Genomic DNA, 23867 nt, shown 5'->3' on the forward strand with positions numbered 1-23867 from the left:
CCGGCTTCGCTGACGCCCGGCCGTCACGGTCGACACCGCCTGCTCGTCGTCGCTGCCGCCCGGCTTCGCTGAGCTGCCCCGTGACCGAGCTGCCGCCTGACCCAGCTGCCGCCTGACCGAGCTGCCCCCTGACCGAGCTGCCGCCTGACCGAGCTGCCGCACGGCCGGCACTGAGCGGCGCCGCCCCTGCCCGGCGCTGCTGAGCTGCCGATGCCCAGCGGTCAGGTCAACGGCTGCCAGCGTGCCCCGGCAGCCATCAGGACGCAACGTACTCCAGGCGATCCTCGTCACTGGGGCACTTCGTGCCGGTCCGTTCCGAGATCACGTCGTAGGTGTATGCCGCACTGCACAGGGCGACGTGGTGGTGCCAGCCGGCGAACGTACGGCCCTCGTAGTCGCGCAGGCCGTACCGGTCGGCGAACGCCTCCAGCCGCGGGCCCGCCTGCAACCGGATCTTGGCGAGCGAGACCAGGTCGGACAGCGGGCGGTCGACCATGTTGGTGAGCCAGAAGCCGCGCGGCCGGGCCTTGCCGAGCGGCCACTCGCACAGCAGCATGCGCTGTGGTGCGGGACCGTGTGCCCGCCCCGCGACCCCGTCGGACAGGGTCGCCCGGACGGGCAGCTGGAGGAACTGCGAACGCAGCCCAGTGGCGCCCTCGTGTCGCCACTCGACTGTCTCGCGGGGCAGGTTCCAGGTACGGGCGATCAGGTCGCTGACGGTCAGGTGCCACGGCAGAGTCTGCGTGTCGCCGAGGCTGGCCATCTGCGGCCGGGGGGTGCGGTTGCCGGTGGTCTCGTACCAAACCCGCTGGGTGGGGCTGACGTGCACCAGGTACGGCTGGCGACGCTGCTCGAGGCCGGCCAGGAACGGTTCGATGTTGGTGCGGTTGGCCGTGTCGACGACCACCGGCGCGGACGGCAGGCCCCACTCGAGCGCCATGTCGTCCAGCACCTCGACCTGGTACTGCCAGTACGGCCGGGGCAGTTCGTGGTTCGGCATCCGCGCCCTGGTCCGGCGCTCGGCGTCGCGGCCCCACGCCTCGGGGACCATCAGCCGCCAGTTGATCGGGACCGTCAGGTCCTCGTCGGTGAGGGTGACCGTGATGGCGAGCTGGCAGTTGGACACCCGCCCGAGCGTGTGCACGTACTGCCGCTCCACGGCCGCCGAGTAGCGGCCGTGCTTCGGGAAGTGCACCTCCTCGATCACGTACGCGGAGGGCTTGAGGTGCTGCACCAGCCGCTCGAAGAGCCGCCGGCGGATCGGCTCCGGGTCCCACGGGCTCTGGTTGATGAACTGTTGCAGGGACTGTTCGCTGCGGCCGGGCGCGGTCTCCACGAGCCGGCGGATGGACTTGCGGCCCGAGCAGTTGAGCAGGCCGTACAGGTACGTCTCAGCGGCGTTGCGCTGGTCCGTACGGCCGAGCGAGGCGAAGACGTCTCCGCAGAAACTGCGGAAGTCCTCCTCGCTCCATTGTGATCTTGTGGTGATGGGTTCAGTCACCTGGTACTCCCCCCGTTGTGCGGCGCTCCTCTGTAGACCGATCTCCATTATGGATTGAAGCAAGTGGTTGGGATATCGCCTACTCGACGTAGTGCGACCTTTCTTTTGGACTACCGCCTGGTACCGGTTCCCAGTGCGTTCACATACGGCGTATATGGCGGTAGGAAATGAGGGTCGGCGTGGTCTCGGCCCATGAGTCCGGATTGGGTGGCTTCGGCGGCCGACCGGTGATCCACCTGGGTGCCCGCAGGTACCCTGACGATGCGGAATGCATTACGCCGCAACGGATTTCGGGTGATGGACGCCACACTGTCGCCCTTTTGGGCAGACCTTAAAATCGGCTGTTCGGCCGAACGACGGATCGGTCGTTCGGCTCTACCGTGACTCCGTGTGGTCAGCCGATATACCCGTCGGGTGGACCCATAAATGGCTATTCCCTGCTAATGAAAGCGGCTTGTAAATTTCTTTGATACATCAATTATCCCTGGTAGCCGCATCGTATTCGGAAAGATTCCGAGCCGCTTCCGAAGTGCTGGAGATCCGATCATTCAAGCTGATCACGGTGTTGCGGACAGGGCGTGCGACCTGACGCACTGTGCCGCTCGACTTGACGCAGTACGGCACCGCGGTATCGGCGGGCGGGTGGCGGTGCGCGCGGGTGTGTCAGGCTCGGCGAGTGCTATCGGTCGGGGGCCTATCACCATGCGTAGTCTCCGGTCGCGCGCCCGCGCGTCCCGTGTGGCCTGTCGTGGCCCGCCGTCCCGACCGGCCGGACCCGGGATGTCCCGGTGACTGTGGAGGGAAAATCCTGTGACCACCAACGAGCCCGCCTCCGGAACCAGCGCGGACGCGATCGTCGTCGGCGGCGGCCCGGCCGGACTGTCGGCCGCGCTCTATCTGGCCCGCTACAACCGCACCGTGCTGGTGTTCGACACCGGGCACGGGCGGTCCACCCATCATCAGAAGAACCGCAACTACCTCGGTTTTCCCGACGGCATCGCCACGATCGGCCTGCGCGAACTGGCCCGTCAGCAGCTCGCGCCGTACGAGCAGATCAAGATCGTGCACCACGTGATCAGCCGGATCAGCGGCGACGGCGAGTCCGGTTTCACCGCGCAGGGCCAGGGTGACCACCGCTGGCACGCTCGGGTGGTCGTGCTGGCCACCGGCGTACTCGACCACTTCCCGCACTTCCCCGGCTGGGAGTCGTACGTCGGCCGGAGCATGTTCTGGTGCATCACCTGCGACGGCTACGAGAACCGCGGGCGCAGCATCCTGGTCGTCGGGCACACCGACGCCGCCGCCGGTGAGGCGATGCAGCTGCACAGCCTGACCGACCGGGTCCAGCTGCTGACCAACAGCCACGCCGACGAGATCAGCCCCAAGTTCCGCAAGCGGCTCGACAACGCGAACATCCCGGTGATCGACGACCACATCCACGAGGTCGAGGGCGACGACGGGATGATGACCGCGGTCAACACTCGCGGCGGCCTGCGCATCGAGCTGGACTCGCTGTTCAGCATCCAGGGCGCGACCCCGGAGACGAAACTCGCCCAGCAGCTCGGCGTACGCCTCGCCCCCAGCGGCTGGATCGACGTCGACACGGAACAGAAGACCTCGGTGCCCGGCGTGTACGCCGCGGGCGACGTCACCGCCCTGCACTCGCACCAGGTCACCGCGGCCGTGCACGAGGGCGCCCAGGCGGCCTCGGCCGCCAACTACTTCCTGTACCCACCCGAGCTCAAGGCTGACTGACCCGCCCCGCGAAAGGACCGTCGAGATGAGCACGTGGATCGTGGTCGGGGATGCCGAGGGCAACCCGACCGGCAAGTCCTGCACGCACCTGGAGGGCCTGGGCGAGGTCACGCCCAGCACCAGCTACGGCTGCGAGGACTGCCTGCGTGAGGGCACCCGCTGGGTGCATCTGCGCGAATGTCTGAACTGCGGCCACGTCGGCTGCTGCGACAACTCGCCGCGCCGGCACGCCACCGCGCACTGGCGCAGGACCCAGCACGCGCTGGTCCGCTCCATGGAGCCGGGCGAGGACTGGGGCTGGTGCTACCCCGACTCGCTGTTCCTGCTTCCGGAGGAGCTCGCGTGACGGCAACCGCGTCCGAGCGCCGTACCGTCCGCGACCACTGCCTCGCCCCGGGACGCCTGGTCGACGCGCCGTCCGCGGGCGCCCGCTACGGGCGGCTCTTCCCGGGTCTAGACCCGCTGGCCGCCGACCCGGACGCCCTGTACGCGGCGGGCACCCCCGGCGGCATCTGCGACGCCTCGCACTTCCCGACCCGGGGGATGCTCAGCGGACACTCCGCCGACGACGCCAACGAGGCGGCCGGCTGGCCGTTCTTCGGGCAGTTCGTCGCGCACGACATCACCGCGGACCGGTCGCCGGTCGGGGTGCGGGCCGACGTGGTCGCGCTGCGCAACGCCCGCTCACCCCGGCTGAACCTGGAGATGGTGCACGCCGAGGGCCCGGTCGGCACGCCGTTCCTGTACGACGCCCAGGACACGGCCAAGCTGCTCACCAGCGCCGACGGCTTCGACCTGCCGCGCAACTGGCAGGGCACCGCGCTGATCGGCGACCCGCGCAACGATGTGCACACGTTCGTCGCCCACCTGCACCTGGCGTTCCTGCACGCGCACAACCGGCTGGTGGACCGGCTGCGTGAGGACGGGGTCGGCGAGGACGATCTCTTCGACGAGGCGCGGCGCTCCCTGACGTGGCACTACCAGTGGATCGTGGTGCACGACTTCCTGCCCCGGCTGGTCGGGCCCGAGCTGGTCCGCGAGATCCTCGACGACGGCGCGCGCTACTTCTCGCCGGGCGTGGGGGAGGCGTACATCCCGCTGGAGTTCGCCGACGCGGCCTACCGCTACGGCCACGGCCAGATCCGGCACCGCTACCGGATGCAGCCCGACGGGACCTTCTACCCGCTGTTCCCCGACCTGTTCGGGCACGGGCCGATCCCGCCCGAGCACCGGCTGGACTGGGCGCAGGTGTTCGACCTGCCCGGCGAGCCGCCCGCGCAGCGCGCCAAGCGCCTCGACGGTGGGTTGCCGGCCAGCCTGATCGCCCTGCCCCGCGAGGTGACCGGCGACGTGCCGGTGGACGCGTACCGCTCGCTGGCGGTCCGTGACCTGCTGCGCGGGCAGGCCACCGCGCTGCCCGCCGGTGAGGCGGTCGCCGAGCTGCTCGGCGAGAAGCCGCTGAGCCGCGAGGAGGCCGGGCCAGAGTGGGGTGGCGCCACCCCACTCTGGCTGTACGTGCTCAAGGAGGCCCAGCACCGGGCCCGTGGGGACCGGCTCGGGCCGGTCGGCGGCCGGATCGTGGCCGAGGTCCTCATCGGACTGCTGCGCGCCGACGCCGACGCCTACCTGACCGTCGACCCGGACTGGCGTCCGACGCTGCCCAGCGCCGGACCGGACTTCACCCTGGTGGATCTGCTGATGCTCGGCCGCGCACCCGGCGCCTGATCGACCGGCTCCCCCGAAGCGGGTCGCGGCCTCCGGGCCGCGGCCCGCTCTTCCGTCGCCGTATGACGGCAAACCCCCGGCCGTCTCGCCGCGGGTTTGCCGTCATACGGCGACGGTGGGCCTGCCCGCAATCTTGAAGAATCCGGGTCAGGAGCTGACCAGACCTCTTCAAGATCCGGCGATACCCCGCTTCGCGCGAACGGCGGCGCGCCACCCGCTGCGTCGTCGACGGCACTCCCGACCGCCGCGGCGGTCGGGACGGCCGCGAAGTGGCCCGCAGAAAATGTGGACTTGGAGGCCGCGAACTGCGCGGCGGACTTGACGAAAATGGTCGGCGGATCACGCGGCGAAGGACCGTCCACAGCGAACTCCGTTGACGCTGTCGAAGGCCGCTGGCGACGATACATCCCTACCGTTCGCCAAATCCGGCAAGGCCGCCACGTCAGCTTGCTGCCTCAGGGAGGGTCGATCATGACCGAAGACATGCGCTTTCCATTCATGGACACCATTGCGGGAAGCGTGACCGAATACGACCGGGGGAAGGGGGTCTTCGGGCTGCGGACCATCGACGGCCGGCGCTTCGACGTACGGCTGTCCGACGGGATGTCCGCCGAGCTCCTGCGCAACCTCGACGAGCCGTACGCGGACGCCAGCGGGCACGTGGACGACATGCTCACGCCCGGTCGGACGCTGTTCGCCTACGGCGTGTTCTACCCCGAGGGCGGCGCGTACAACTACGTGGCCAAGCGGCTGGTCTTCATGGGTCGCGGCGTCGAGGACTTCAACTTCGAGCGGCCGAACTGGTGGGTCGACCAGATCGACTCCCTGGCCGGCTTCTACCGCAAGGCGCAGTTCGGTCACGGCCCCATCGACTACAAGAACTACCGGACCAACATCCGGCTCGGTGGCGAGAAGACCGACAGCCACGTGCAGGAGACCGACACCATTTCCCGAATGGTGTACGGAATGGCGTCGGCGTACATGCTGACCGGCAACGACGAATACCTCGAGATCGCCGAGAAGGGCACCGAGTACCTGCGCGACCACATGCGCTTCGTGGACACCGACGCGGACGTCGTCTACTGGTACCACGGGATCAAGCTCGAGGGTGACTACGAGCGCAAGCTGTTCACCTCGGAGTTCGACGACGACTACGACGCCGTCCCGATGTACGAGCAGATCTACGCGCTGGCCGGGCCGACCCAGACGTTCCGGGTCACCGGCGACCCGCGGATCTCCGACGACGCGGACGCAACGCTGCGGCTGTTCGAGAAGTACTACCGGGACACGGCGGGCGGCGGCTACTACTCGCACATCGACCCGGTGCTGCTCAGCCCGCACCACGAGTCGCTGAAGTTCAACAAGTCCCGCAAGAACTGGAACTCGGTCGGCGACCACGCCCCCGCGTACCTGATCAACCTGTTGCTGGCCACCGGCGAGCAGCGGCATGCGGAGATGCTGGAGCGCACGTTCGACACGATCGTGGACCACTTCCCGGACTACGAGGTCAGCCCGTTCGTCAACGAGCGGTTCTTCCACGACTGGACGCACGACCTCGGCCACACCTGGCAGCAGAACCGGGCGGTGGTCGGCCACAACCTGAAGATCGCGTGGAACCTCATGCGCATGCACGCGGTCAAGCCCAAGGACAGCTACCGCGGGCTGGCCGAGAAGATCGCGGAGATCATGCCGGCCAAGGGGTCCGACCAGCAGCGCGGCGGCTGGTACGACGTGGTCGAGCGGGTGCTGCAGCCGGGCGAGGAGTGGCACCGGTTCGCCTGGCACGACCGCAAGGCGTGGTGGCAGCAGGAGCAGGCCATCCTCGCGTACCTGATCCTGTTCGGCTCGATCGGCGGCGAGGCCAACCAGGCCCAGGCGCGGCAGGCGGAGGGCTTCTACAACACCTTCTTCCTGGACCACGACGAGGGCGCGGTCTACTTCAACGTGCTGGCCAGCGGCATGCCGTACCTGCTGGGCACGGAGCGGCTCAAGGGCAGCCACTCGATGAGCATGTACCACTCGGCGGAGCTGTGCTACCTCAGCGCCGTCTACACCAACCTGCTGATCACCAAGCAGCCGCTGGACCTGTGGTTCAAGCCGCGGCCGGACGCGAACCGTACGCTGCGGGTCGCGCCCGACCTGCTGCCCGAGGGCCGGGTCCGGCTCACCGACGTCGAGATCGACGGCAAGCCGTGGGAGACCTTCGACCCGATCGCGATGACCGTCGACCTGCCGGAGTCGCAGAGCTCGCTCACCGTCAAGGTCCGGCTCACCCCGACCGCCTAATCCACCTCGCACCCCGGTGACCGCCACCGGACCCGTGCCGTCCCGGCCGGGTCCGGTGGCCGTCGCCGGTTCGCCTGGAATGCGCGAAAGGACGGACATGCACATCACCAAGGACAGCGTCAGCGACGTCACCGTGGCCCGCATCGTCGGGACGCTGGACGGCGGGTACGCGCAAGAAGTGCACGACGGCATCGTGGAGATCCTGCTGGACCGGCAGCCGGTCCTGCTCGACTTCTCCGGGGTTCCGCACGTCTCGCAGGACGGCCTGCGCACCATGCTGGCGATCTACCGCCAGGCACAGGCGCTGGACGGCAAGGTCTGCGTCGTCGGGGTCTCCGGCGACCTGCACCTGGCCCTGCGGGCGACCGGCTTCCTCCGCTTCTTCCTCGTCGCCGACGACGTGGAAGGCGGAGTGGCGGTCCTGCAGGACGCCGCCGACGACAGCAACCAGAAGATCGAAGAGAAGGTGGCTTCATGACCGCCCCCGTGCACGTCGTCCGCGACCGGATCGACTCGTACCCCACCCACCAGATCGCCGGGTACGGCGTGCGCCTCGGGCGGCACATGCCGTTCGGGGCGACGCTGGTCCCGGGCGGGGTGAACTTCTCCGTCTACTCCAGCGCGGCCGAGGCGGTCTCGCTCGTGCTGTTCCATTCGGGCGAGCACACCCCGATGGCCGAGATCCCGATCCCGCACGAGTTCCGCATCGGCGGCGTCTGGGCCATCACCGTGTTCGGCCTGGACTACGAGAACCTCGACTACGGCTACCGGGTGCGCGGGCCGCAGAACGCACACATCGCCGACCGGTTCGACCCGGAGAAGATCCTGGCCGATCCGTACGCGCGGGCGATGTCCGGCCGTGAGGTCTGGGGGCGGCAGCCGGACTGGAACGACCCGTACCAGTACCGGTCCAAGCTGGCCTTCGACGACTTCGACTGGGACGACGACCGGCCGCTGCGCATCCCGAACGAGGACCTGGTCATCTACGAGATGCACGTGCGCGGCTTCACCCGCGACCCCTCCTCCGGGGTGTCGGCACCGGGCACGTACGCGGGCCTGGTGGAGAAGATCCCGTACCTGAAGTCGATCGGGGTCAACTGCGTCGAGCTGATGCCGGTCTTCGAGTTCGACGAGTTCGAGAACAGCCGGATCGACCCGGCCACCGGCGAGATGCTGGTCAACTACTGGGGCTACTCCACCGTGGGCTTCTTCGCGCCCAAGGCCGGGTACGCCGCCACCGGCCCGTTCGGCATGCAGGTCGACGAGTTCAAGAACCTGGTGAAGGAGCTGCACGCGGCCGGCATCCAGGTGCTGCTGGACGTGGTGTTCAACCACACGGCCGAGGGCAACGAGGAAGGCCCCACGATCCACTTCCGGGGCCTGGACAACCGGACGTACTACATCCTCACGCCCGAGGGGTACTACTTCAACTTCAGCGGCACGGGGAACACGTTCAACTGCAACCACCCGATCGTCCGCAACTACGTGCTGTCCTGCCTGCGGTACTGGGCCAGCGAGTTCCACATCGACGGGTTCCGTTTCGACCTCGCGGCCATCCTGGACCGCGGCGAGGACGGCGCCCCGCTGGCCAACCCGCCGCTGCTGGAGGCGCTGTCGTACGACCCGCTGCTGCGCGACTGCGTGCTGATCGCGGAGGCGTGGGACGCGGGCGGCCTCTACCAGGTCGGCGCGTTCCCGAACTACGGCCGCTGGTCGGAGTGGAACGGCAAGTACCGCGACACGGTCCGCGACTTCCTGCGCGGCGAGCCGGGCAAGATCGGCGACCTGGCGACCCGGATCGTCGGCTCGCCCGACCTGTACGCGACGCGCGGCACCATGGCGTCGATCAACTTCATCACGTGCCACGACGGGTTCACGTTGAACGACATGGTGTCGTACAACGGCAAGCACAACGAGGCCAACGGCGAGGACAACCGGGACGGCAACGACGACAACGGAAGTTGGAACTGCGGCATCGAGGGGCCGACAGACGACGCCGAGGTGCTCGCGCTGCGGTTGCGGCAGATGAAGAACGCGTTCCTGTTGCTGCTCACCAGCCACGGCGTGCCGATGATCTACTCCGGTGACGAGGTGGCCCGCAGCCAGGGTGGCAACAACAACGCGTACTGCCACGACAGCCCGCTGAGCTGGTTCGACTGGACGCTGGTCGAGAAGAACAGCGAGCTGCTCGACTTCGTCCGCAACTGCATCGCGTTCCGGGCGGCGCACCCGCTGCTGCGATCGCCGCTGCACCCGACCGGGCAGGACGTGACCGGCACCGGGTACCCGGACGTCAGCTGGCACGGGGTGCGGGCGTGGAACGCGGACTGGTCGCAGGACAGCCGGCTGCTCGGCGTGCTGCGTACCGGTCCGGGTGCGGACGGCGCCTCGGACTTCGTCTACCAGGTGGCGAACGCGCACTGGGAGGGTCACGACGTGGAGCTGCCGGCACTGCCGGAGGGTCTGCGGTGGCACCTGTTCGCCGACACCTGGGCGGATTCGCTGACCGGTGGCGGGGCCATCCTGCCCGGGTTCGAGCAGCCGGTGGACAACCAGCGCTCGGTCTGGGTGGGGCCGCGGTCCTCCGTCGTGCTGGTGGCGCGTCCACAGTAGAATAGATCGGCCTGCATCGATCTTTGTGGGATCGTGCTCACGGGGGAGGGGAAAGGTTGTGGGCTTTACCGCAAGGGTGAGACACACCGGAACGATCGCGTTGATAACCATGGGCGGGATGCTCGACACGCTCAGCGGGCCCGACTTCCGCCGCGAGGTCGACCTCGCGGCGCAGCACCGGGTCGACGCCGTGGTGCTGGACATGACGGACGTGAACTACCTGTCCTCGGGCGGGCTGCGGCTGATCGCGTACCTGCGGCAGAAGTGGCCGTCCGGGGTCAAGATCTCGCTGGTCGGTGCGAACGAGGCCATCCAGCGCACGATCCGCCTGGTCGGCTTCCACTACAGCCTCGAGTTCGGCGACAAGCTGCCGGGCTGACGGCGACACGTACGAAGAAGAGCGGGGCACCGGAGAGATCCGGTGCCCCGCTCTTTCCGCGTGGGGGCGGTCTGTGCTGTAGCCGGTCAGGTGAAGAGCAGGTTGCCCTCGGGCAGCGCGAGCCGCTCGGCCATGCCATCCGGGCGGGGGTCGCGCCGGGCCCGGGCGTACTGCTCGACGGTGCGGTTCGCGATGGCCGCCCAGGAGTACCGGTCGGCGACCATCCGCTGCGCGGTGCGGACCATCCACGCCGCCGCCGACCGGTCGGCCAGCAGCCGGGACACCGCCCGGCCCAGCCCCTCCGGCTCACCCGGGCGGAACGTCATGCCGGTCCGGCCCGGCTCGACGATCTCCTTCAGACCGCCCGTGGCCGCCGCCGCGACCGGGGCGCCCGCGGCGGACGCCTCGATCGCGACCATGCCGAACGGCTCGTACCGCGAAGGCACCACCATCGCGTCGGTGGCCGCCATCGTGGCGGCCAGGTCACCATCGAGGAAACCGGCGAAGGAGACCGCGTCGCGCAGGTGCAGCGCGTCGGTCTGCTGCCTCAGCTCACCCGCGTACGGGCCGTCGCCCGCGATCACCAGCCGCAGCCCCGGGTGCTGCGCGCGCAGTGTCGGCAGCGCGGCGATCAGGTCCTGGACGCCCTTCTCATACACCAGGCGGCCCGCGAAGCCGAGCAGCGGGCCGTGGCCCGCGAAGCGCACGCGGGCGCGGCCGATCCGGTCCGCCTCGGCCGCCCACTGGTCCGGCTCGGCGCCGTTCGGGATCACGTGGATGCGCTCGGCCGGGGCGTGCAGCGCCTGGTGGACCTCCCAGCGCATGTAGTGGGAGCAGACCACCACCCGATCGGACTGGTTCGCCAGCCAGCACTCCACGGAGTGGATGGAGCGGCTCAGGTCGCCCGGCAGCCAGCCCTGGTGCCGGCCCGCCTCGGTGGCGTGCACCGTGGTGACCAGCGGGATGCCGACCTGTTCGCGTACCGTCACCGCGCTGTGCGCGACCAGCCAGTCGTGGGCGTGCACCACGTCGAACGCCGCCGAGCGGGCGACCTTCAGCGCGGCCCGGGTGAGCGCGTGGTTGACCGCCAGCGCGGCGGCGAACGGTGCGTGCTCACCGCCCGGCGTCAGCAGCGCGTCCTCGGGGACCCGGACGATGGTCAGCCCGCCGTCCCGCTCGGCCGTGGTCGACGGGGTGCCGCCCGGCGCCCGGGTCACCACCGTCACCTCGTGGTCGGCCGCCGCCAACGCCCGCGACAACGCGTACACGTGGCGGCCGAGACCGCCCACCATGAGTGGCGGGTACTCCCAGGACAGCAACAGGACTCTCATATGGGCTCCCCGTAGGTTGGCTGCCGGCGCAGGCCGAGCATGGTGACGTCGTCGAACTGGTCGGCCGTCCCCGAATGGGTACGGATCGCCGTGGCGAACCGGTCGACCACCGCCTCGGCGGTGCCGCCCTCGACGAGGACCGAGCTGGTCCGTTCGTCGCCGAAGAACTCACCATCGCAGTTCTTCGCCTCCGGCACCCCGTCGGTGTAGAGGAACAGCAGGTCGCCCGGATGCAGCTTGGCCCGGCCCAGCTCGAAGCGGGCGTCCGGCATGATGCCCAGCGCGGGGCCGGTCGGTTCCAGTCGCTGCTGCGTCCCGTCCGCCCGCCGGATCACCGGCGGGTTGTGGCCACAGTTGATGAAGACCAGGTCCCCGGTGCGCGGATCGACCACCCCGAAGAACAGGGTCGCGAAGTACGCCTGATGCATGTGGTTCGCCATCAGGTAGTCGTTGGTGGTCCGGACCGCGCGCAGCACCAGGGCGGCGCTGGGCTCGACATCGGACTGCTCGGCTGCGGCGGCCTGCCGCAACAGGCTGCGGATCAGCGCCATGAACAGCGCCGCGCCGATGCCCTTGTCGCACACGTCGGCGATGGCGAACGCCAGGAAGCGGCCGTTGATCACGTCGTACGCGTCGTAGAAGTCGCCGCTGACCTCGCGCGCCGGCTGGAACCAGGCCGCGATGTCCCAGCCCTCGATCTCCGGCAGCGCCTGGGGCAGGAAGCCGAGCTGGATCTCCCGGCCGATCGCCAGGTCGCGTTCGAAGTCGCGGTGTTCCGCGGCGGCCTGCAGGTGGCTGAGCGCGACGCCCAGGTCCCGCGTGTGGCGGCTCACCGCGAGGCGGCTCTGTACCAGGTGCGGCCGGAACGGCGCCAGCAGGAACTCGGAGCCGTCGCGGACGTGGGCCGCCAGGTCCTCGTCGTCGGCGTCGGCGAACGACACGACGGCCGGCGGGTGGCCGACCGTCGCCACGATCCGTTCCACGAGGGAACGGACCGTGGCGACGGCGACCCCGGCGTCGACCAGCAGCATGTCGGGCGTGCCGTCGGTTGGCCACCAGTCGGCCAGAACAGACTGCGGTGTGCGGATCTGCGGTGGGTCTCCGTCGTCGGCCAGCACCCGCCACAGGTCGCGGGCCGACGAGCTGCATCCGTTCACGATCATTGTTGTTCCGGCCATGTCGCCTATCCCCGTTGTGTTTCCGTTTCCCGCCGAATGACGACGGTGGTTCGGTTGGCGCCGTCGACGTACTCGTGCGATGCCGCGTCGACGGAGTGTCTGGTTAGGTAAAGGCCGAGCGAACCCGGCTCCCGGTCCTGCAGCGGAAGGTCCAGCCCGGTCGGCTCCGGCGCGTCGAACGGATCGAACGGCGGCGCGGTGTCGATCAGGCGTACCCACACCTCGTCGGCGGTCAGGTCAGCCTCGATGGTGACCCGGCCGCCGCGGTCGTCCGGCCCGTACCCGTGCCGGACGATGTTGACGAACAGTTCCTCGGTCGCCAGCCGCAACCGGTACGCCGTGTCCTCCGACATACCCGCCGCCCCGATGAGATCCGCCAGCAGCTCATTGACCGCCGCGAGGGAATCGGTGACGGCGGGCACCGTCAGGGTTCGCACCGGTGCTTACTCCGGGAGCTGGTCGGTCATGACGACGCTCTGGTCGAAGCCGACCAGGCGGATCGTCTGGGCGACCCGGGTGTTCGCGCCGACGAGCACGATCTGCACGTCGTCGTTCATCTTCTGCTGGGCGTACACGAGCTGGCGCAGGCCGGCCGACGACAGGTAGTTGAGCTCGTTCAGGTCCAGCACCAGGCGCTTCACGTCCCGCTGCAGCGCACGCTCCACATCGTCGGCGAGAATCGGCGCACCGGCCGCGTCGAGGTCGCCAACGAGGGTGATCACGACGGAGTCGGCGGTCGAAGTGGACGTGGTGGTCAGTGGCATCTCGATCTCCCTTTTCACGGTCGCCGGCGGCTGCCGGGGCCTAGTCGGACTCCAAGGCGGAAATCGCCTCCGGAATCGTTTCCGCCACCGTGAAGAATCGGAGAAAACCGGTGGCGGACAAAATGGTGCGCAGGGTTTCGGGAACACCCACCAGGCCGATCGCCGTACCCGACTGCTGGGCCCGGCGGTACGCCATCAGCATCATCCGCAGACCTGCGCTGGACACGTATCCGACGCCGCTCATGTCGAGCAGCACCGGCGTGCATTCCGGGATGAGGTCGGACAGCTCCTGCTGGGCAACGGGCGCTGACCGGGCGTCCAAGTCCCCGGTCAGACTCACGACGGTGACGGTGTCGACCATCTGTTTGTCGACCCGCATGGGCACTCCTTCGCGCCGAATCAATGTCGAGCGCGTCATGTCGACGCTCTTCCCATGGGTGCTCCCGGTGTTTCGAAAACGCTGGCCCGCCGGGTGAAACAAACCGGCGTGATCTAGAAGTCTCACGGCCGGTCGCGGAGAGCGTCAACGCGCCGGACAGGGCCGGAACGGGCCCGGCGCAGTCCGGCGCGGGGCTTCGTCAAGTCGGCGAAACAGACGCAGAAATGCGTCAGAGCGGGAACGGCACGCCGCTGAGCTCGGCGCAGGCGGCGATGAGACCGTCCTGCACGCGCTGATCGGTGGCGCCGGGCAGGGCCGGCAGCGGGCGCATGTGCCGCCAGTAGCCGCCCGTACGCAGGGCCCGCTCGTCGTCCGAGACGGCCAGCCACGCCTGCGTCTCCGCGCCGGTCCGCACGTCGGTCGGCGCGCCGGAGCCGCCCATCCGGGTACGCACCCAGCCCGGGCAGACCGCGGTGCTGACGACCCGGGGGAGGCGGCGGGCGACCGCGTACGCCAGGGCGAGATCGGCCAGTTTGGAGTCGCAGTAGGCGGCGGTCGCGTTCCACCGGCGACGCTCGCGTTGCAGGTCGTCCAGCGCGATGGTGCCGCCGTCCGCCATCCCCGAGGTGAGGTAGATCAACCGGCGCGGCAGCGGGATCAGCGCGGTCAGCACGTACGGGGCCAGCACGTTGACCTGGAACGTCTGCTCCAGTCCGTCCTCGGTGAGCACCCGGCCGCCGGGCTCGCTGATCCCGGCGTTGTGGATGACCGCGTCGAAGGGGCCGTACTTGTCGGCCTGCGCGGCGACGTCCCGGGTCTGCGCCAGGGAGGCGAGGTCACCGACGACCGTCTCGGCCGAGCCGGGCAGTTCGGCGGCGCGCTGCGCGGTGCGCGCATGCCACACGACCCGATGACCGCGCCCGGCCAGCAGCCGGGCCGCCTCCGCGCCGAGCCCCGTCGTCGATCCGGTCACCAGAACGGTCGCCATGGGCGGTCATCCTACGTGCCGTATCGTGCGGATCTTGTGACAACCTTCGATGTGACCAGCGGCCGGGACGGCGTCGGCAGACCATCCCCCGTTCATGCGACGGCTACCCCGTCGCCCGAGACTGCGGCCATGACCTCCCGTACCTTCCGCCGCGCCGTCGCGCGGCTCGCTTCGCGTCGCGGACTCGCCCTCGCGGGCGCCGGTCTGCTCGCGTTCACCCTGGCCGCTCCCGACGCCGCGGCGGCATGGCCGGGACGGCCCGGCCTGCGCGCCCACGACGACACGTACCGCCTGTCCGGTGCGACCACTGTCGACGCCCGCCGGGGCGTGCTGCGCAACGACACCGGGCGACCGGTCACCCTGGTCGCGCACACGGACCCGGCGCACGGCACGCTCGCGCTCAACCCGGACGGCTCGTTCCGGTACGCGCCGGCCGCCGGTTTCCACGGCACGGACACCTTCACGTACACGGTCAGCGACGCGGTGCGGCTGTTCACGACGCACCTGCCGCCGCTGGCCACCATCGGCGGTGTCACCGTCACCGGCGGCGGGTACGGCTCCGCGCTGGTCCCCGTGCCCGGCTCGCCGACCGAGTTCTACGGCCTCACCGACCGGGGCCCCAACGTGGACGGGCCGAACTCCTCGAAGGTCGAGCCGCTGCCGGACTTCCACCCGCAGATCGGCCGGTTCCGGCTCACCCGCGACGGCCGCGCGGTGCTGGTGAAGACCATCACGCTGAAGCTGCCGGACGGCACCCCGTACACGGGGCGTCTCAACAGCCAGGCCGACACCGGCGAGACCATCACCGACCTGAACGGCAACCCGCTGCCGGCGGACCCGACCGGCTACGACTCCGAGGGCCTGGTCGCGTTGCGCGACGGCACGTTCTGGGTCTCCGACGAGTACGGGCCGCTGCTCACCCACTTCGACGCGCGTGGCCGCCAGCTCGAACGGCTCTCGCCGTTCGACGGCAGCCTGCCCGCCGAGCTCGCCAACCGGGTGCCGAACAAGGGCATGGAAGGCCTCACCGTCACCCCGGACGGGCGGACCCTGGTCGGCGTGATGCAGTCGGCGTTGCAGCAGCCGGACCTGACCCAGAAGCCGGGCAACGTCACCACGGTCCGCATCGTCACGGTCGACCTGCGCACCCGCGCCACCCACGAGTACGTCTACCTGCTGGACAACCCGAAGGACAACAACACCGCGGTCAGTGAGATCACCGCGCTGTCGCCGACCACGTTCCTGGTGGGCGAGCGCGACGGCAAGTTCCCGCCGGGGGCGTACAAGAAGCTGTGGAAGATCGACGTGACCGGCGCGACCGACGTCGGACCGGCCGCGCCCGGCTACGACGCGGCCAAGGGCGGTCTCCTCGTCAACGGGGCCAGCATCGAGGCGACCGTCGGCAAGCAGGACACCGCGACGGCCACCGCCACGCTGGCGGCCGCCGGGATCACCCCGGTCGCCAAGACGCCGTTCCTGGACGTCACCGGCCTGCTCACCACGCTCGACCCGGCCGCGAAGTTCTTCTCCCACGACAAGCTCGAGGGCGTCGCCGCGCTGCGCGGCGGCCGGTACGTGGTGCTGAGCAACGACAGCGACTTCGGCATCGACGGCCTTACGCAGTCCACCACCACACCGTTCACGCTGCGCGCCAAGGTGTCCCCGGCCACCGGCCGCCAGGACGACGGTGAGTTCCTCGCGGTCGACATGACCAGGTTGCCCGCGGCCACCAGCACGGCCACCGTCACCATCACCGTGCCCTGACCCCGCGCCGAGGGGCGGCCCACCGGGGCCGCCCCTCAACCCGGGCGGAGCTCCTGCCGCTCTCCGGCGGGCACAGACAATTGCCCGTTTTGGGACGAGATGCCGGGTAGGCGTTCTATCCTTCCCCGTAGATGCGTGTCCGTGCGGGCCGTTGTTCGACCCAGTGACAGGGAGGAGCAGGTGGGTAGCCCTGACCCGGCAGACCTCCCGGACGTCAACGATCTGGTCGACGTGACGCTCGACTCCCGCACCGAGCCGCTCGCCGCGGTGATCGGCGCCGTCACCGGAGACACCGTGCTGCTCACCGACCCGATCGACCGCACCGGGCGCTTCGTGCTGCCCGACAGCGGCGAGGGTGGTCTGCTCGTCTGGGGCGCTGGCGGCAGCCTGCGGCAGGCACCGGTCGAGGTGCTGCAGACGAGTCGCCAGCCCGCGCCGGCCTGGACGGTCCGCCTGACCGCACCGGCGGCGCGCTGTCAGCGGCGTGCCTTCGTACGGGCCAGCGTGAACCTGCCGGTGGTGGTGAAGCACTCGGGCAAACAGCTCGAGGTCATCGCCATCGACATCAGCGAGGGCGGCCTGCGCTGCAACGTCCTGTCGGATGCCGGAGTGAAGGTGGGTGACCAGGTGGTCGCCGAATTCGATGCCGGCCAGCCGATGGCCGCACCGGCGATGGTCGTCCGGGTGCTGCGCGGCGACGCGGAGCGGCCGACCGAGCTCGGACTGTCGTTCACCGACCTGAAGATCAGGGAAGCGGACAACATCCGGAAGTACGTGTTCGGCCAGCTTCTCGAACAGCGCCGCCGTGGCGCCGAATGAGCGGCCGACCGCCCGGCGGACGGGTCAGGCAGCCGCGTCCGGGCGGCGTTTGCGCCGCTTGGCGCGCACGACCCGCACCGGCGACGAGGCGTGCAGGTAGAGGCTGCGCCGTCCCTCGGTGTAGGCCAGGTGGACCTGGACGACGTTGTTGACCGGCGGGTCGGCCCGGTCCACCCGGTACCGCTCCCCACCCGAGATGATCAGATCACCGCTGCGGACGTGCGACGGTGACTGCACGATCATCTCCCGGCCGACGACGCTGCCCAGGCCCACTCGGGGCAGGCGGGCGACCCACTGGGCCGCGGCGTTGTCCGGCACCGGACGACCGGACCAGCGTGCCGGCATGGCTTCCTCCCGGGGGCGCGCATCTCAACCCCCTCGATATCGGCCGCCCGGCGCCGAAGTTGATGCGTTCTGCGCGCACGGCGAGCGCTCAGTGTGACGCGCCAGCCGGCAGGGTGATCACGCGTTGCTCGGCGGCGGAGCGTCGGGCGGCCTCCAGGACGGTGAGCGCGGCGACGGCGTCGCGAGGGTCGACCGGGGGTGGGGCGCCGTCCCGCAGCATGGCCACCACTCCCGCGTAGAAGTCCTGGTACGCGCCGGGCTCGCTGGGCACGGTCCGGCTGGCGCCGTCCGTGGTCAGCCGTCCCCACCGCTCGGAATCCTCCCGGCCCCAGTCCGGGCCGACCGGCAGCCGCCCGGCGCGCAGCGCGCTCTCCTGGCCGTCCAGGCCGTAGATCGTGAAGGCGGCGCGGTCGCCGAGCAGCCGCAGCCGGGGCCCGAGGTCGGCGGCGACAGCGCTCATCCACAGGTGGGAGCGGGCCCCACCCGCGTGGCGCAGGGCCACGAACGCGTCGTCGTCCACGCGCGCGCCGGGTCGGCGGCGCTCCAGCTCGGCGTACACCTCGGTGGCCGGGCCGAGCAGGTGCAGTGCCTGGTCGATGAGGTGGCTGCCGAGGTCGTAGAGCAGGCCACCGGCGTCGGCCGGGTCGTCGCCCTCGCGCCAGCCGGTGCCCGGTGTGGGGCGCCACCGCTCGAACCGGGACTCCAGCCGCAGGATCTCGCCGAGCGCGCCGTCGGCGACCAGGCGGCGGGCGGTGCGGTAGTCGCTGTCCCAGCGTCGGTTCTGGAACACCGTCAGCGGCAGGCCGCGGGCGGCGGCGAGGTCGATCAGGTCCTGCCCGTCGGCGGCGGTGGCCGCGAGGGGCTTGTCGACCACGACCGGGAGCCCCGCCTGCAGGGCGGCCCGGGCCAGCGGTACGTGACTGCGGTTGGGCGTGGCCACCACGACCAGGTCGAGGTCGGCGGCCCGCGCCCAGAGCGCGTCGGCGTCGGCGAGGATCTCGGCGTCCGGGTGGTCGTGGGCCACCTGGCCGCGCCGGTCGGGGTTCGCCGTCACCACCGCGCTCAGGCGCAGGCCGGGGGTGGTGCTGATGAACGGGGCATGGAACGTCGCGCCGGCCAGGCCGTAGCCGATCAGCCCGACGCGCAGGGTCGGTGTGCTCATGCGGCCAGTTAATCAACACTGTTGACTTACGGCAAGCGTGGGCCAGAATGGTCACCATGCCCAGCGCAGTCCGGGGCGCCGCGGGCGCCAACCTGCCGGTCGTCCGGGACCACAACGCCGCCCTCGTGCTCGATCTCGTGCGCGGGGCCGACGGCATCAGCCGGGTCGAGCTGGCCGGACGGACCGGGCTCACCGCCCAGGCCATCACCAAGATCGTCAACCGGCTCCGCGACGACGGCCTCGTCACCGAGGCCGGTCGGTCGGGCGACACCGGCGGCAAGCCGCGTACGTTGCTGCGGCTGGACCCCGCCGCGCGCCACGCCGTCGGGGTGCACCTCGACCGTGCCGACGCCACCGTCGTCCGCACCGACCTGTCCGGTCGCGCGGTCGCCCGGCGGCATGTTCCGTACGGGATGAGCGCCGGTCCGCAGCAGGCCCTGGATGCCGTGGTCGACGCGGTCCGGGCCGTGCTGGCCGACGCGGGCGACACCGGCCGGATGCTGGGCGTGGGCATCGCCTGCCCCGGCCCGCTCGACCACGGCACCGGCGTCCTGCACCGGGTGACCGGGCTGCCCGCCTGGGACGGCTTCCCGCTGCGGGCCGTGGCCGCGCAACGGCTCGGCGCACCGGTCATCCTGGACAAGGACACCAACGCCGCCGCCCTGGGCGAATGCCTTTCCGGCGCCGCGCTGCCGGGCAGCTTCGCGTACGTCTATCACGGGCCCGGGCTCGGCGCCGGTCTCGTCCTCGGCGGCCGGGTCCATCGCGGACGGCGGACCCTCGCCGGCGAGTTCGGCCACCAGATCATCCAGCTGGACGGGCCGGTCTGCGCGTGCGGCAACCGGGGGTGCCTGGAGGCGCTGTGCCGGGCGGCGGTCGACGCCGGGGACGTCGCGGGCGCGGCGCGGCTGGTCGGGATCGCCTCGGCCAACCTGGTGCGGCTGCTCGACATCGAGCACATCGTCGTGGGCGGTCCGGTCGCCCTCGCCGCCGCCGGGCGATATTCGCAGGAGGTGGCCGGGGCGATCGACGCTCACCTGCCCGAGCCCGACCGGCAGCGGGTGGGCGTCACGGTGACCGCCGCGGGCGCCGACGCGGTCGCCACGGGCGCGGCGGCGCTGATGCTGGCACCGCTGTTCGACGCCGTCCCGTGAGTCACCATCACCCAGGCGGAGCCGTGACGGTCGACGAGTCGACTCAACCCTGATCCGCGGGGCTGGGCTCGGCGGCACCCGCCGGACCCAGCAGATAACGACGGCTCAGATTCCGGTACGGACGGCTGCGCAGCGCCGCGATCGTCGCCACCAGCCCGACGACGCCGGTCAGCACGAACACCAGCGCCAGCCCGCGCTCGGCGCCCGTGCCGAACCAGCCGCCGATCGTCTGCGCCCCCCACCCCACCGTCATGAACGGGATGAACACGAACTGGGCGATCGGCGAGATCAGGAACGCGGTCAGCGGTGAGGCGGCCTGCTCGACGCTCTGCGCGAAGCCGAAGACCCGCCCCTGCCGCTCGAACGGCACCACCTTCTGCAGCACCGTCTGCTCGGCCGCCTCCGCGTACGGCATGAGCAGCATGTACGCGTACATGCCCGCGGCCAGCAGGACGATGGACGAGCGCAGCGGGAACACCACGGTGACGCCCCACAGCACGACGTTGACCATCAGCAGCAGCCACACCGGATTCGCGCCCAGGCCGGTGCGCGCGACGAGCAGCCCGCCGACGATGAAGCCCGTACTCAAAATGCCCCAGAGCAGACCCCACGCCTGGACCGACATCAACGACAGCCCGTACGCGTCCATCAGCGCCATGAAGACGCCGCCGAGGAAGTTGTTGAACGCGGAGAAGAAGATCAGCGCCATCAGCCCGGGCACCTCGCGCACCACCCCGATGGTGCCGCGCAGATCGATCCGGTGCCCGCCGGTGTCGTCCGCGTGCGCGCCGGTGGGCGCCTTCGGCACCGCGACCAGGGCCAGGTGCAGCACGGCGACGGCCAGCACCGCCAAGGCCAGCACCAGCACCCAGAACATGCCCCCGGCCGCCACGAGCACCCCGCTGATCACGGACGTGACCAGGAAGGAGACCCCGGAGGTCGTGCCGACCAGGCCGTTGGCCCGGTCCCGCGTGTCCTCGGAGATGAGCACCGTCACCAGCGTCGGCAGCGCGATGGTGCGGATGTTGCCCGCCATGACGCCGAGCATCAGCGCGATGATCAGCGCCCACAGCCGCATGCTGGTCGGGTCGGTGAACGACGCGGGCGGGGAGAGCTGGTAGATCGCGAAACCGACGGCGTACAACGCGAGGGACGCCAGCGCCGACACCTGCATCATCGTCTTCTTGGCGTGGTGGTCGACCAGGCTGCCGAACCAGATGCCGGTGGTCGCGGTCAGCACCAGGAAGATCCCGGCGATCACGCCGGTGGCGAACACCGAACGGGTCTGCAGGTAGACGTAGAAGGTGATCGCGAACCAGACCGTAAAGTTGATCACCGATACCAGCAGGGTGCTCACCAGCAACTGGTAGAAGGTCCGCCGGTCGCCCTGGATGACACTCATGTGCCGACGGTATGGCCTCCCGCCGTGGATGTCCGGTGACGCTCCCAGACGGCGCGCCTCAGAAGGAGTGGTCCCAGGTGAGATTGAGGTGGACGCTCCAGAAGGCGCAGAACACGGCCATCCCGCCGATCACCGCGTACGGCACGGTGCGGTTGCGGCTGCGGACCATCGCGTACGCGACGGGCAGCAGGAGCGGGAACGCCGGCATCAGGTGGCGGGCCTTCGCCCAGTAGAAGCCGTCACCGGTCAGGACGATGGCCAGGCAGGCGCCGGCGTACACCAGCAGTGGCCAGGGGAGCCGCTCGCCGAGGGCCACGACGAACAGCAGCACCGCGATCAGCAGGACCAGGGTGACCTCGGCGAACTCCAGCGGTTGCTTGCCGAGCAGGGCCGCGTTGGCGCTCTGGCGGGTGTAGCCGCCACCGTCGAAGCTCATGTTCCAGACGACGCTCTGCACGTAGAAGTAGCCGTCGGCGCGGCCCAGGCGCAGACCCACCCAGGCGAGGTAGCCGAGCAGGCCGACCGGGGCGAGCAGCATCGCGCACCACGCGCGCCACCGGGCCGGTTCCCGGCACACCTGCACCAGCGCGGCGAGTCCGACGGCGAGTACGAGCGCCGCTGCGGTGGGCCGGGTCAACCCGGCCAGTAGGCACAGCGCCCCCGCGGTCAGCCAGTTGCGGCGCAGCACGGCCAGCAGCGCGCCGGCCGCGAGAGTGGTGAACAGCGGTTCGCTGTAGCCCATGGACTCGATCACGCCGTGCGGCAGGACGGCCCACAGCGCGGCGAGCAGGACCCCGGTGCGGGGGTCGCGCAGGTGCGCACCGACGGCGTACAGGGCGGCGGCCGCGGTGAGCCCGCACGCCCAGGCCACCAGCAGCAGGGCGGTGGTGAGGTGGATCGGCAGCAGGAACTTCGCGGCGGCCACCAGCGCGGGGTACAGCGGGAAGAACGCGAGGTTGGTGAGCTCGGGCTCGCCGTCCTTGCCGAGGGGGATCGCCTCGTCGTAGCCGTGCTCGGCGATCCCGCCGTACCAGACGGCGTCCCAGCCGGTGAGCAGGCTGCGCAGCGTGGGATGGTCCGGGTCGGCCTCCGCGTACGTGTCGAGCACCAGCAGCGTGCCGACGCGCAGTGCCAGGTACAGCGCCACCGCCACCAGCAGGCCGCGCAACCAGGGCCGCTGCGCGCGGAGCAGTTCGAGCGTTCGCGGCGCCGGAATCGCAGCCGTACCGGCCGACTCCACCTGATCTGTGATCACCGGGGCCACTCCTTGCCGCACACGTCACGAACATCGATCGACGCTGCACCGTACCCGTTGCTGATCTTGGGGGGAAACGCAGCGGAACGCACAGGGCTCCGAGGGCCGCCCACCGGGCGGGCCTCGGGGTATCTGGCGGGCTCGGCAGCGGCTCGCTCAGTGGAACGGGGAGCCTGCAGTCGGCGAGCTGGATCGAAGGATGGGCGCGGCCTAGACCCTGCTCGGGCTCAGCCGTCGTGGAGCAAGGATCGAATCACTGAAACAACCTCGTTCGCTTGCAGGCGACTGAGAATTGCGTCAGGCTTGTATTCGGCCAGCTCCTCTCGGGTGGCTCGGTGCGTGACCACGGCAACCGAGAATCCCGCGCGCCGTGCGCACGCGATGTCGTTCGGGGCGTCACCGATGACAACGGTTCGGCGCGCCTCCAATGGGGTCCCACAAACCTGTGCGAAGCGATGGGAAATCACGTCCGGTAGGCGGAAACGATCTCGATCATCCGATCCGAACGCACCGATTCTGAGATCAAGATGGTGATCGAGGCCGAGCCTACCGAGTTTGAACTCGGCGGCGCTCCGAAGGTTGCCGGTTAGCACTGTTTGTCGGTAGCCACTTCGATGAAGTGCGGCGATGCTCTCCGCTGCCCCCGGGTACGGGGCCTGAACCCGAATCATTTCGTCGCGGCCGTCGGTCATCACGGTGGTGAGGGCGTCATGGAACCGGCCGATCCCGTCTTCTGCTTCCGCAGGGGAAACACCGGAAGCGACAGCGGTGTCAATGACAATCGACTCATCCGTATATCCGTGCACCTTCCTGTCGGGAAAGGTGACGTCCGCCTTGGCAAGGCCGTAAGCCTTGGCGATCGACCGGCGAAGCCATCGGAGGTCAGCCGGTATCAGCGTTCCGTCTACATCCCAAACCACGAGACCACGGTCACGAAGTTCCACGTCGGGATCCTCCCACGCTGGTCAAGGCTGGACCGATCTCCAAAGGGCCACGTTTCGCCGCTGCATTCAAGGGCGTGGTCCTCCGGGGATTGAATCCGGTCGCGGGCGGCACCGGCTTGCCGT

General features: G+C 70.1%; 22 protein-coding genes. 10 read left to right on the forward strand and 12 right to left on the reverse strand.

All coding sequences use genetic code 11. From position 1 onward, the window contains the following. Positions 1-256: 256 nt before the first annotated feature. Positions 257-1501: an IS701 family transposase gene (locus tag EV385_RS15895; RefSeq protein WP_165449499.1), complete on the reverse strand. Its 1245-nt coding sequence runs from the start codon at positions 1499-1501 to the stop codon at positions 257-259. A gap of 810 nt (positions 1502-2311) precedes the next feature. Here EV385_RS15895 and EV385_RS15900 point away from each other — a divergent pair. The 7 genes from EV385_RS15900 (at position 2312) to EV385_RS15930 (ending at position 10259) form a co-directional block, all read left to right on the forward strand. Then, complete coding sequence (locus EV385_RS15900) at positions 2312-3256, forward strand: NAD(P)/FAD-dependent oxidoreductase (protein WP_165449500.1); 945 nt, start codon at positions 2312-2314, stop codon at positions 3254-3256. A gap of 25 nt (positions 3257-3281) precedes the next feature. Then, a complete protein-coding gene (locus tag EV385_RS15905; protein WP_130510157.1) occupies positions 3282-3602 on the forward strand; it encodes a UBP-type zinc finger domain-containing protein in 321 nt (106 codons plus the stop codon). Continuing rightward, positions 3599-4981, forward strand: coding sequence for a peroxidase family protein (locus EV385_RS15910; RefSeq protein WP_130510158.1), 1383 nt, complete (start codon positions 3599-3601; stop codon positions 4979-4981). Before EV385_RS15905 ends, EV385_RS15910 begins: the two co-directional genes overlap by 4 nt. A gap of 471 nt (positions 4982-5452) precedes the next feature. Beyond that, a complete protein-coding gene (locus EV385_RS15915) occupies positions 5453-7267 on the forward strand; it encodes an AGE family epimerase/isomerase (RefSeq protein WP_130510159.1) in 1815 nt (604 codons plus the stop codon). Between the two features lie 97 nt (positions 7268-7364). Beyond that, complete coding sequence (locus EV385_RS15920; RefSeq protein ID WP_165449501.1) at positions 7365-7745, forward strand: STAS domain-containing protein; 381 nt, start codon at positions 7365-7367, stop codon at positions 7743-7745. After that, positions 7742-9880 (forward strand): glycogen debranching protein GlgX, encoded by a 2139-nt coding sequence (gene glgX / locus EV385_RS15925; protein WP_130510161.1) that lies wholly within the window; start codon positions 7742-7744, stop codon positions 9878-9880. The genes EV385_RS15920 and glgX overlap by 4 nt, the downstream gene beginning before the upstream one ends. A gap of 76 nt (positions 9881-9956) precedes the next feature. After that, positions 9957-10259 carry an STAS domain-containing protein gene (locus tag EV385_RS15930; protein ID WP_130510162.1) on the forward strand — a complete coding sequence of 101 codons (303 nt, stop codon included), beginning with the start codon at positions 9957-9959 and terminating at the stop codon, positions 10257-10259. An 86-nt stretch (positions 10260-10345) separates the two neighbouring features. Here EV385_RS15930 and EV385_RS15935 read toward each other — a convergent pair whose 3' ends face one another. From EV385_RS15935 to EV385_RS15960, 6 genes are all read right to left on the reverse strand, one after another. Continuing rightward, positions 10346-11590: a glycosyltransferase family 4 protein gene (locus EV385_RS15935; RefSeq protein ID WP_130510163.1), complete on the reverse strand. Its 1245-nt coding sequence runs from the start codon at positions 11588-11590 to the stop codon at positions 10346-10348. Beyond that, on the reverse strand, positions 11587-12768 hold the full coding sequence (locus EV385_RS15940) for a PP2C family protein-serine/threonine phosphatase (protein ID WP_130510164.1): 1182 nt from the start codon (positions 12766-12768) through the stop codon (positions 11587-11589). The genes EV385_RS15935 and EV385_RS15940 overlap by 4 nt, the downstream gene beginning before the upstream one ends. 5 nt (positions 12769-12773) lie before the next feature. Then, positions 12774-13205, reverse strand: a complete 432-nt coding sequence (locus tag EV385_RS15945) for an ATP-binding protein (protein WP_130510165.1) — start codon at positions 13203-13205, stop codon at positions 12774-12776. A 6-nt stretch (positions 13206-13211) separates the two neighbouring features. After that, positions 13212-13532, reverse strand: a complete 321-nt coding sequence (locus tag EV385_RS15950; protein ID WP_130510166.1) for an STAS domain-containing protein — start codon at positions 13530-13532, stop codon at positions 13212-13214. Between the two features lie 40 nt (positions 13533-13572). Continuing rightward, positions 13573-13911 carry an STAS domain-containing protein gene (locus EV385_RS15955; protein ID WP_165449502.1) on the reverse strand — a complete coding sequence of 113 codons (339 nt, stop codon included), beginning with the start codon at positions 13909-13911 and terminating at the stop codon, positions 13573-13575. Positions 13912-14140: 229 nt separating this feature from the next. Continuing rightward, a complete protein-coding gene (locus tag EV385_RS15960) occupies positions 14141-14899 on the reverse strand; it encodes an SDR family NAD(P)-dependent oxidoreductase (protein WP_130510168.1) in 759 nt (252 codons plus the stop codon). 129 nt (positions 14900-15028) lie between these two features. Here EV385_RS15960 and EV385_RS15965 point away from each other — a divergent pair, with 129 nt between their 5' ends. Together EV385_RS15965 and EV385_RS15970 are read left to right on the forward strand one after the other, a co-directional pair. Next, positions 15029-16663, forward strand: a complete 1635-nt coding sequence (locus EV385_RS15965; RefSeq protein ID WP_130510169.1) for an esterase-like activity of phytase family protein — start codon at positions 15029-15031, stop codon at positions 16661-16663. A gap of 180 nt (positions 16664-16843) precedes the next feature. After that, positions 16844-17482: a flagellar brake protein gene (locus EV385_RS15970; protein ID WP_165449503.1), complete on the forward strand. Its 639-nt coding sequence runs from the start codon at positions 16844-16846 to the stop codon at positions 17480-17482. Between the two features lie 24 nt (positions 17483-17506). Here EV385_RS15970 and EV385_RS15975 read toward each other — a convergent pair whose 3' ends face one another. Both EV385_RS15975 and EV385_RS15980 read right to left on the reverse strand, forming a co-directional pair. Beyond that, positions 17507-17827, reverse strand: coding sequence for a hypothetical protein (locus EV385_RS15975; protein WP_130510171.1), 321 nt, complete (start codon positions 17825-17827; stop codon positions 17507-17509). A gap of 88 nt (positions 17828-17915) precedes the next feature. Continuing rightward, positions 17916-18989, reverse strand: a complete 1074-nt coding sequence (locus tag EV385_RS15980) for a Gfo/Idh/MocA family oxidoreductase (protein WP_130510172.1) — start codon at positions 18987-18989, stop codon at positions 17916-17918. 56 nt (positions 18990-19045) lie between these two features. Here EV385_RS15980 and EV385_RS15985 point away from each other — a divergent pair, with 56 nt between their 5' ends. After that, complete coding sequence (locus tag EV385_RS15985; protein WP_130510173.1) at positions 19046-20143, forward strand: ROK family transcriptional regulator; 1098 nt, start codon at positions 19046-19048, stop codon at positions 20141-20143. A gap of 43 nt (positions 20144-20186) precedes the next feature. Here EV385_RS15985 and EV385_RS15990 read toward each other — a convergent pair whose 3' ends face one another. The 3 genes from EV385_RS15990 to EV385_RS16000 form a co-directional block, all read right to left on the reverse strand. Further along, positions 20187-21545 carry an MFS transporter gene (locus tag EV385_RS15990; RefSeq protein WP_130510174.1) on the reverse strand — a complete coding sequence of 453 codons (1359 nt, stop codon included), beginning with the start codon at positions 21543-21545 and terminating at the stop codon, positions 20187-20189. 58 nt (positions 21546-21603) lie between these two features. Then, positions 21604-22800 (reverse strand): hypothetical protein, encoded by a 1197-nt coding sequence (locus tag EV385_RS15995; RefSeq protein ID WP_130510175.1) that lies wholly within the window; start codon positions 22798-22800, stop codon positions 21604-21606. A 227-nt stretch (positions 22801-23027) separates the two neighbouring features. Continuing rightward, complete coding sequence (locus EV385_RS16000) at positions 23028-23744, reverse strand: HAD family hydrolase (protein ID WP_130510176.1); 717 nt, start codon at positions 23742-23744, stop codon at positions 23028-23030. Between the last annotated feature and the right edge of the window lie 123 nt (positions 23745-23867).

It is taken from the genome of Krasilnikovia cinnamomea, from assembly GCF_004217545.1.
Classification (GTDB): Bacteria; Actinomycetota; Actinomycetes; order Mycobacteriales; family Micromonosporaceae; genus Actinoplanes; species Actinoplanes cinnamomeus.

Coding starts and splice junctions, on each gene's coding strand:
- EV385_RS15905 (WP_130510157.1), top strand. CDS start 3,282: ATGAGCACGTGGATCGTGGTCGGGGATGCCGAGGGCAACCCGACCGGC.
- EV385_RS15915 (WP_130510159.1), top strand. CDS start 5,453: ATGACCGAAGACATGCGCTTTCCATTCATGGACACCATTGCGGGAAGC.
- EV385_RS15920 (WP_165449501.1), top strand. CDS start 7,365: ATGCACATCACCAAGGACAGCGTCAGCGACGTCACCGTGGCCCGCATC.
- glgX (WP_130510161.1), top strand. CDS start 7,742: ATGACCGCCCCCGTGCACGTCGTCCGCGACCGGATCGACTCGTACCCC.
- EV385_RS15935 (WP_130510163.1), bottom strand. CDS start 11,590: ATGAGAGTCCTGTTGCTGTCCTGGGAGTACCCGCCACTCATGGTGGGC.
- EV385_RS15940 (WP_130510164.1), bottom strand. CDS start 12,768: ATGGCCGGAACAACAATGATCGTGAACGGATGCAGCTCGTCGGCCCGC.
- EV385_RS15950 (WP_130510166.1), bottom strand. CDS start 13,532: ATGCCACTGACCACCACGTCCACTTCGACCGCCGACTCCGTCGTGATC.
- EV385_RS15955 (WP_165449502.1), bottom strand. CDS start 13,911: ATGCGGGTCGACAAACAGATGGTCGACACCGTCACCGTCGTGAGTCTG.
- EV385_RS15960 (WP_130510168.1), bottom strand. CDS start 14,899: ATGGCGACCGTTCTGGTGACCGGATCGACGACGGGGCTCGGCGCGGAG.
- EV385_RS15965 (WP_130510169.1), top strand. CDS start 15,029: ATGACCTCCCGTACCTTCCGCCGCGCCGTCGCGCGGCTCGCTTCGCGT.
- EV385_RS15975 (WP_130510171.1), bottom strand. CDS start 17,827: ATGCCGGCACGCTGGTCCGGTCGTCCGGTGCCGGACAACGCCGCGGCC.
- EV385_RS15980 (WP_130510172.1), bottom strand. CDS start 18,989: ATGAGCACACCGACCCTGCGCGTCGGGCTGATCGGCTACGGCCTGGCC.
- EV385_RS15985 (WP_130510173.1), top strand. CDS start 19,046: ATGCCCAGCGCAGTCCGGGGCGCCGCGGGCGCCAACCTGCCGGTCGTC.
- EV385_RS15990 (WP_130510174.1), bottom strand. CDS start 21,545: ATGAGTGTCATCCAGGGCGACCGGCGGACCTTCTACCAGTTGCTGGTG.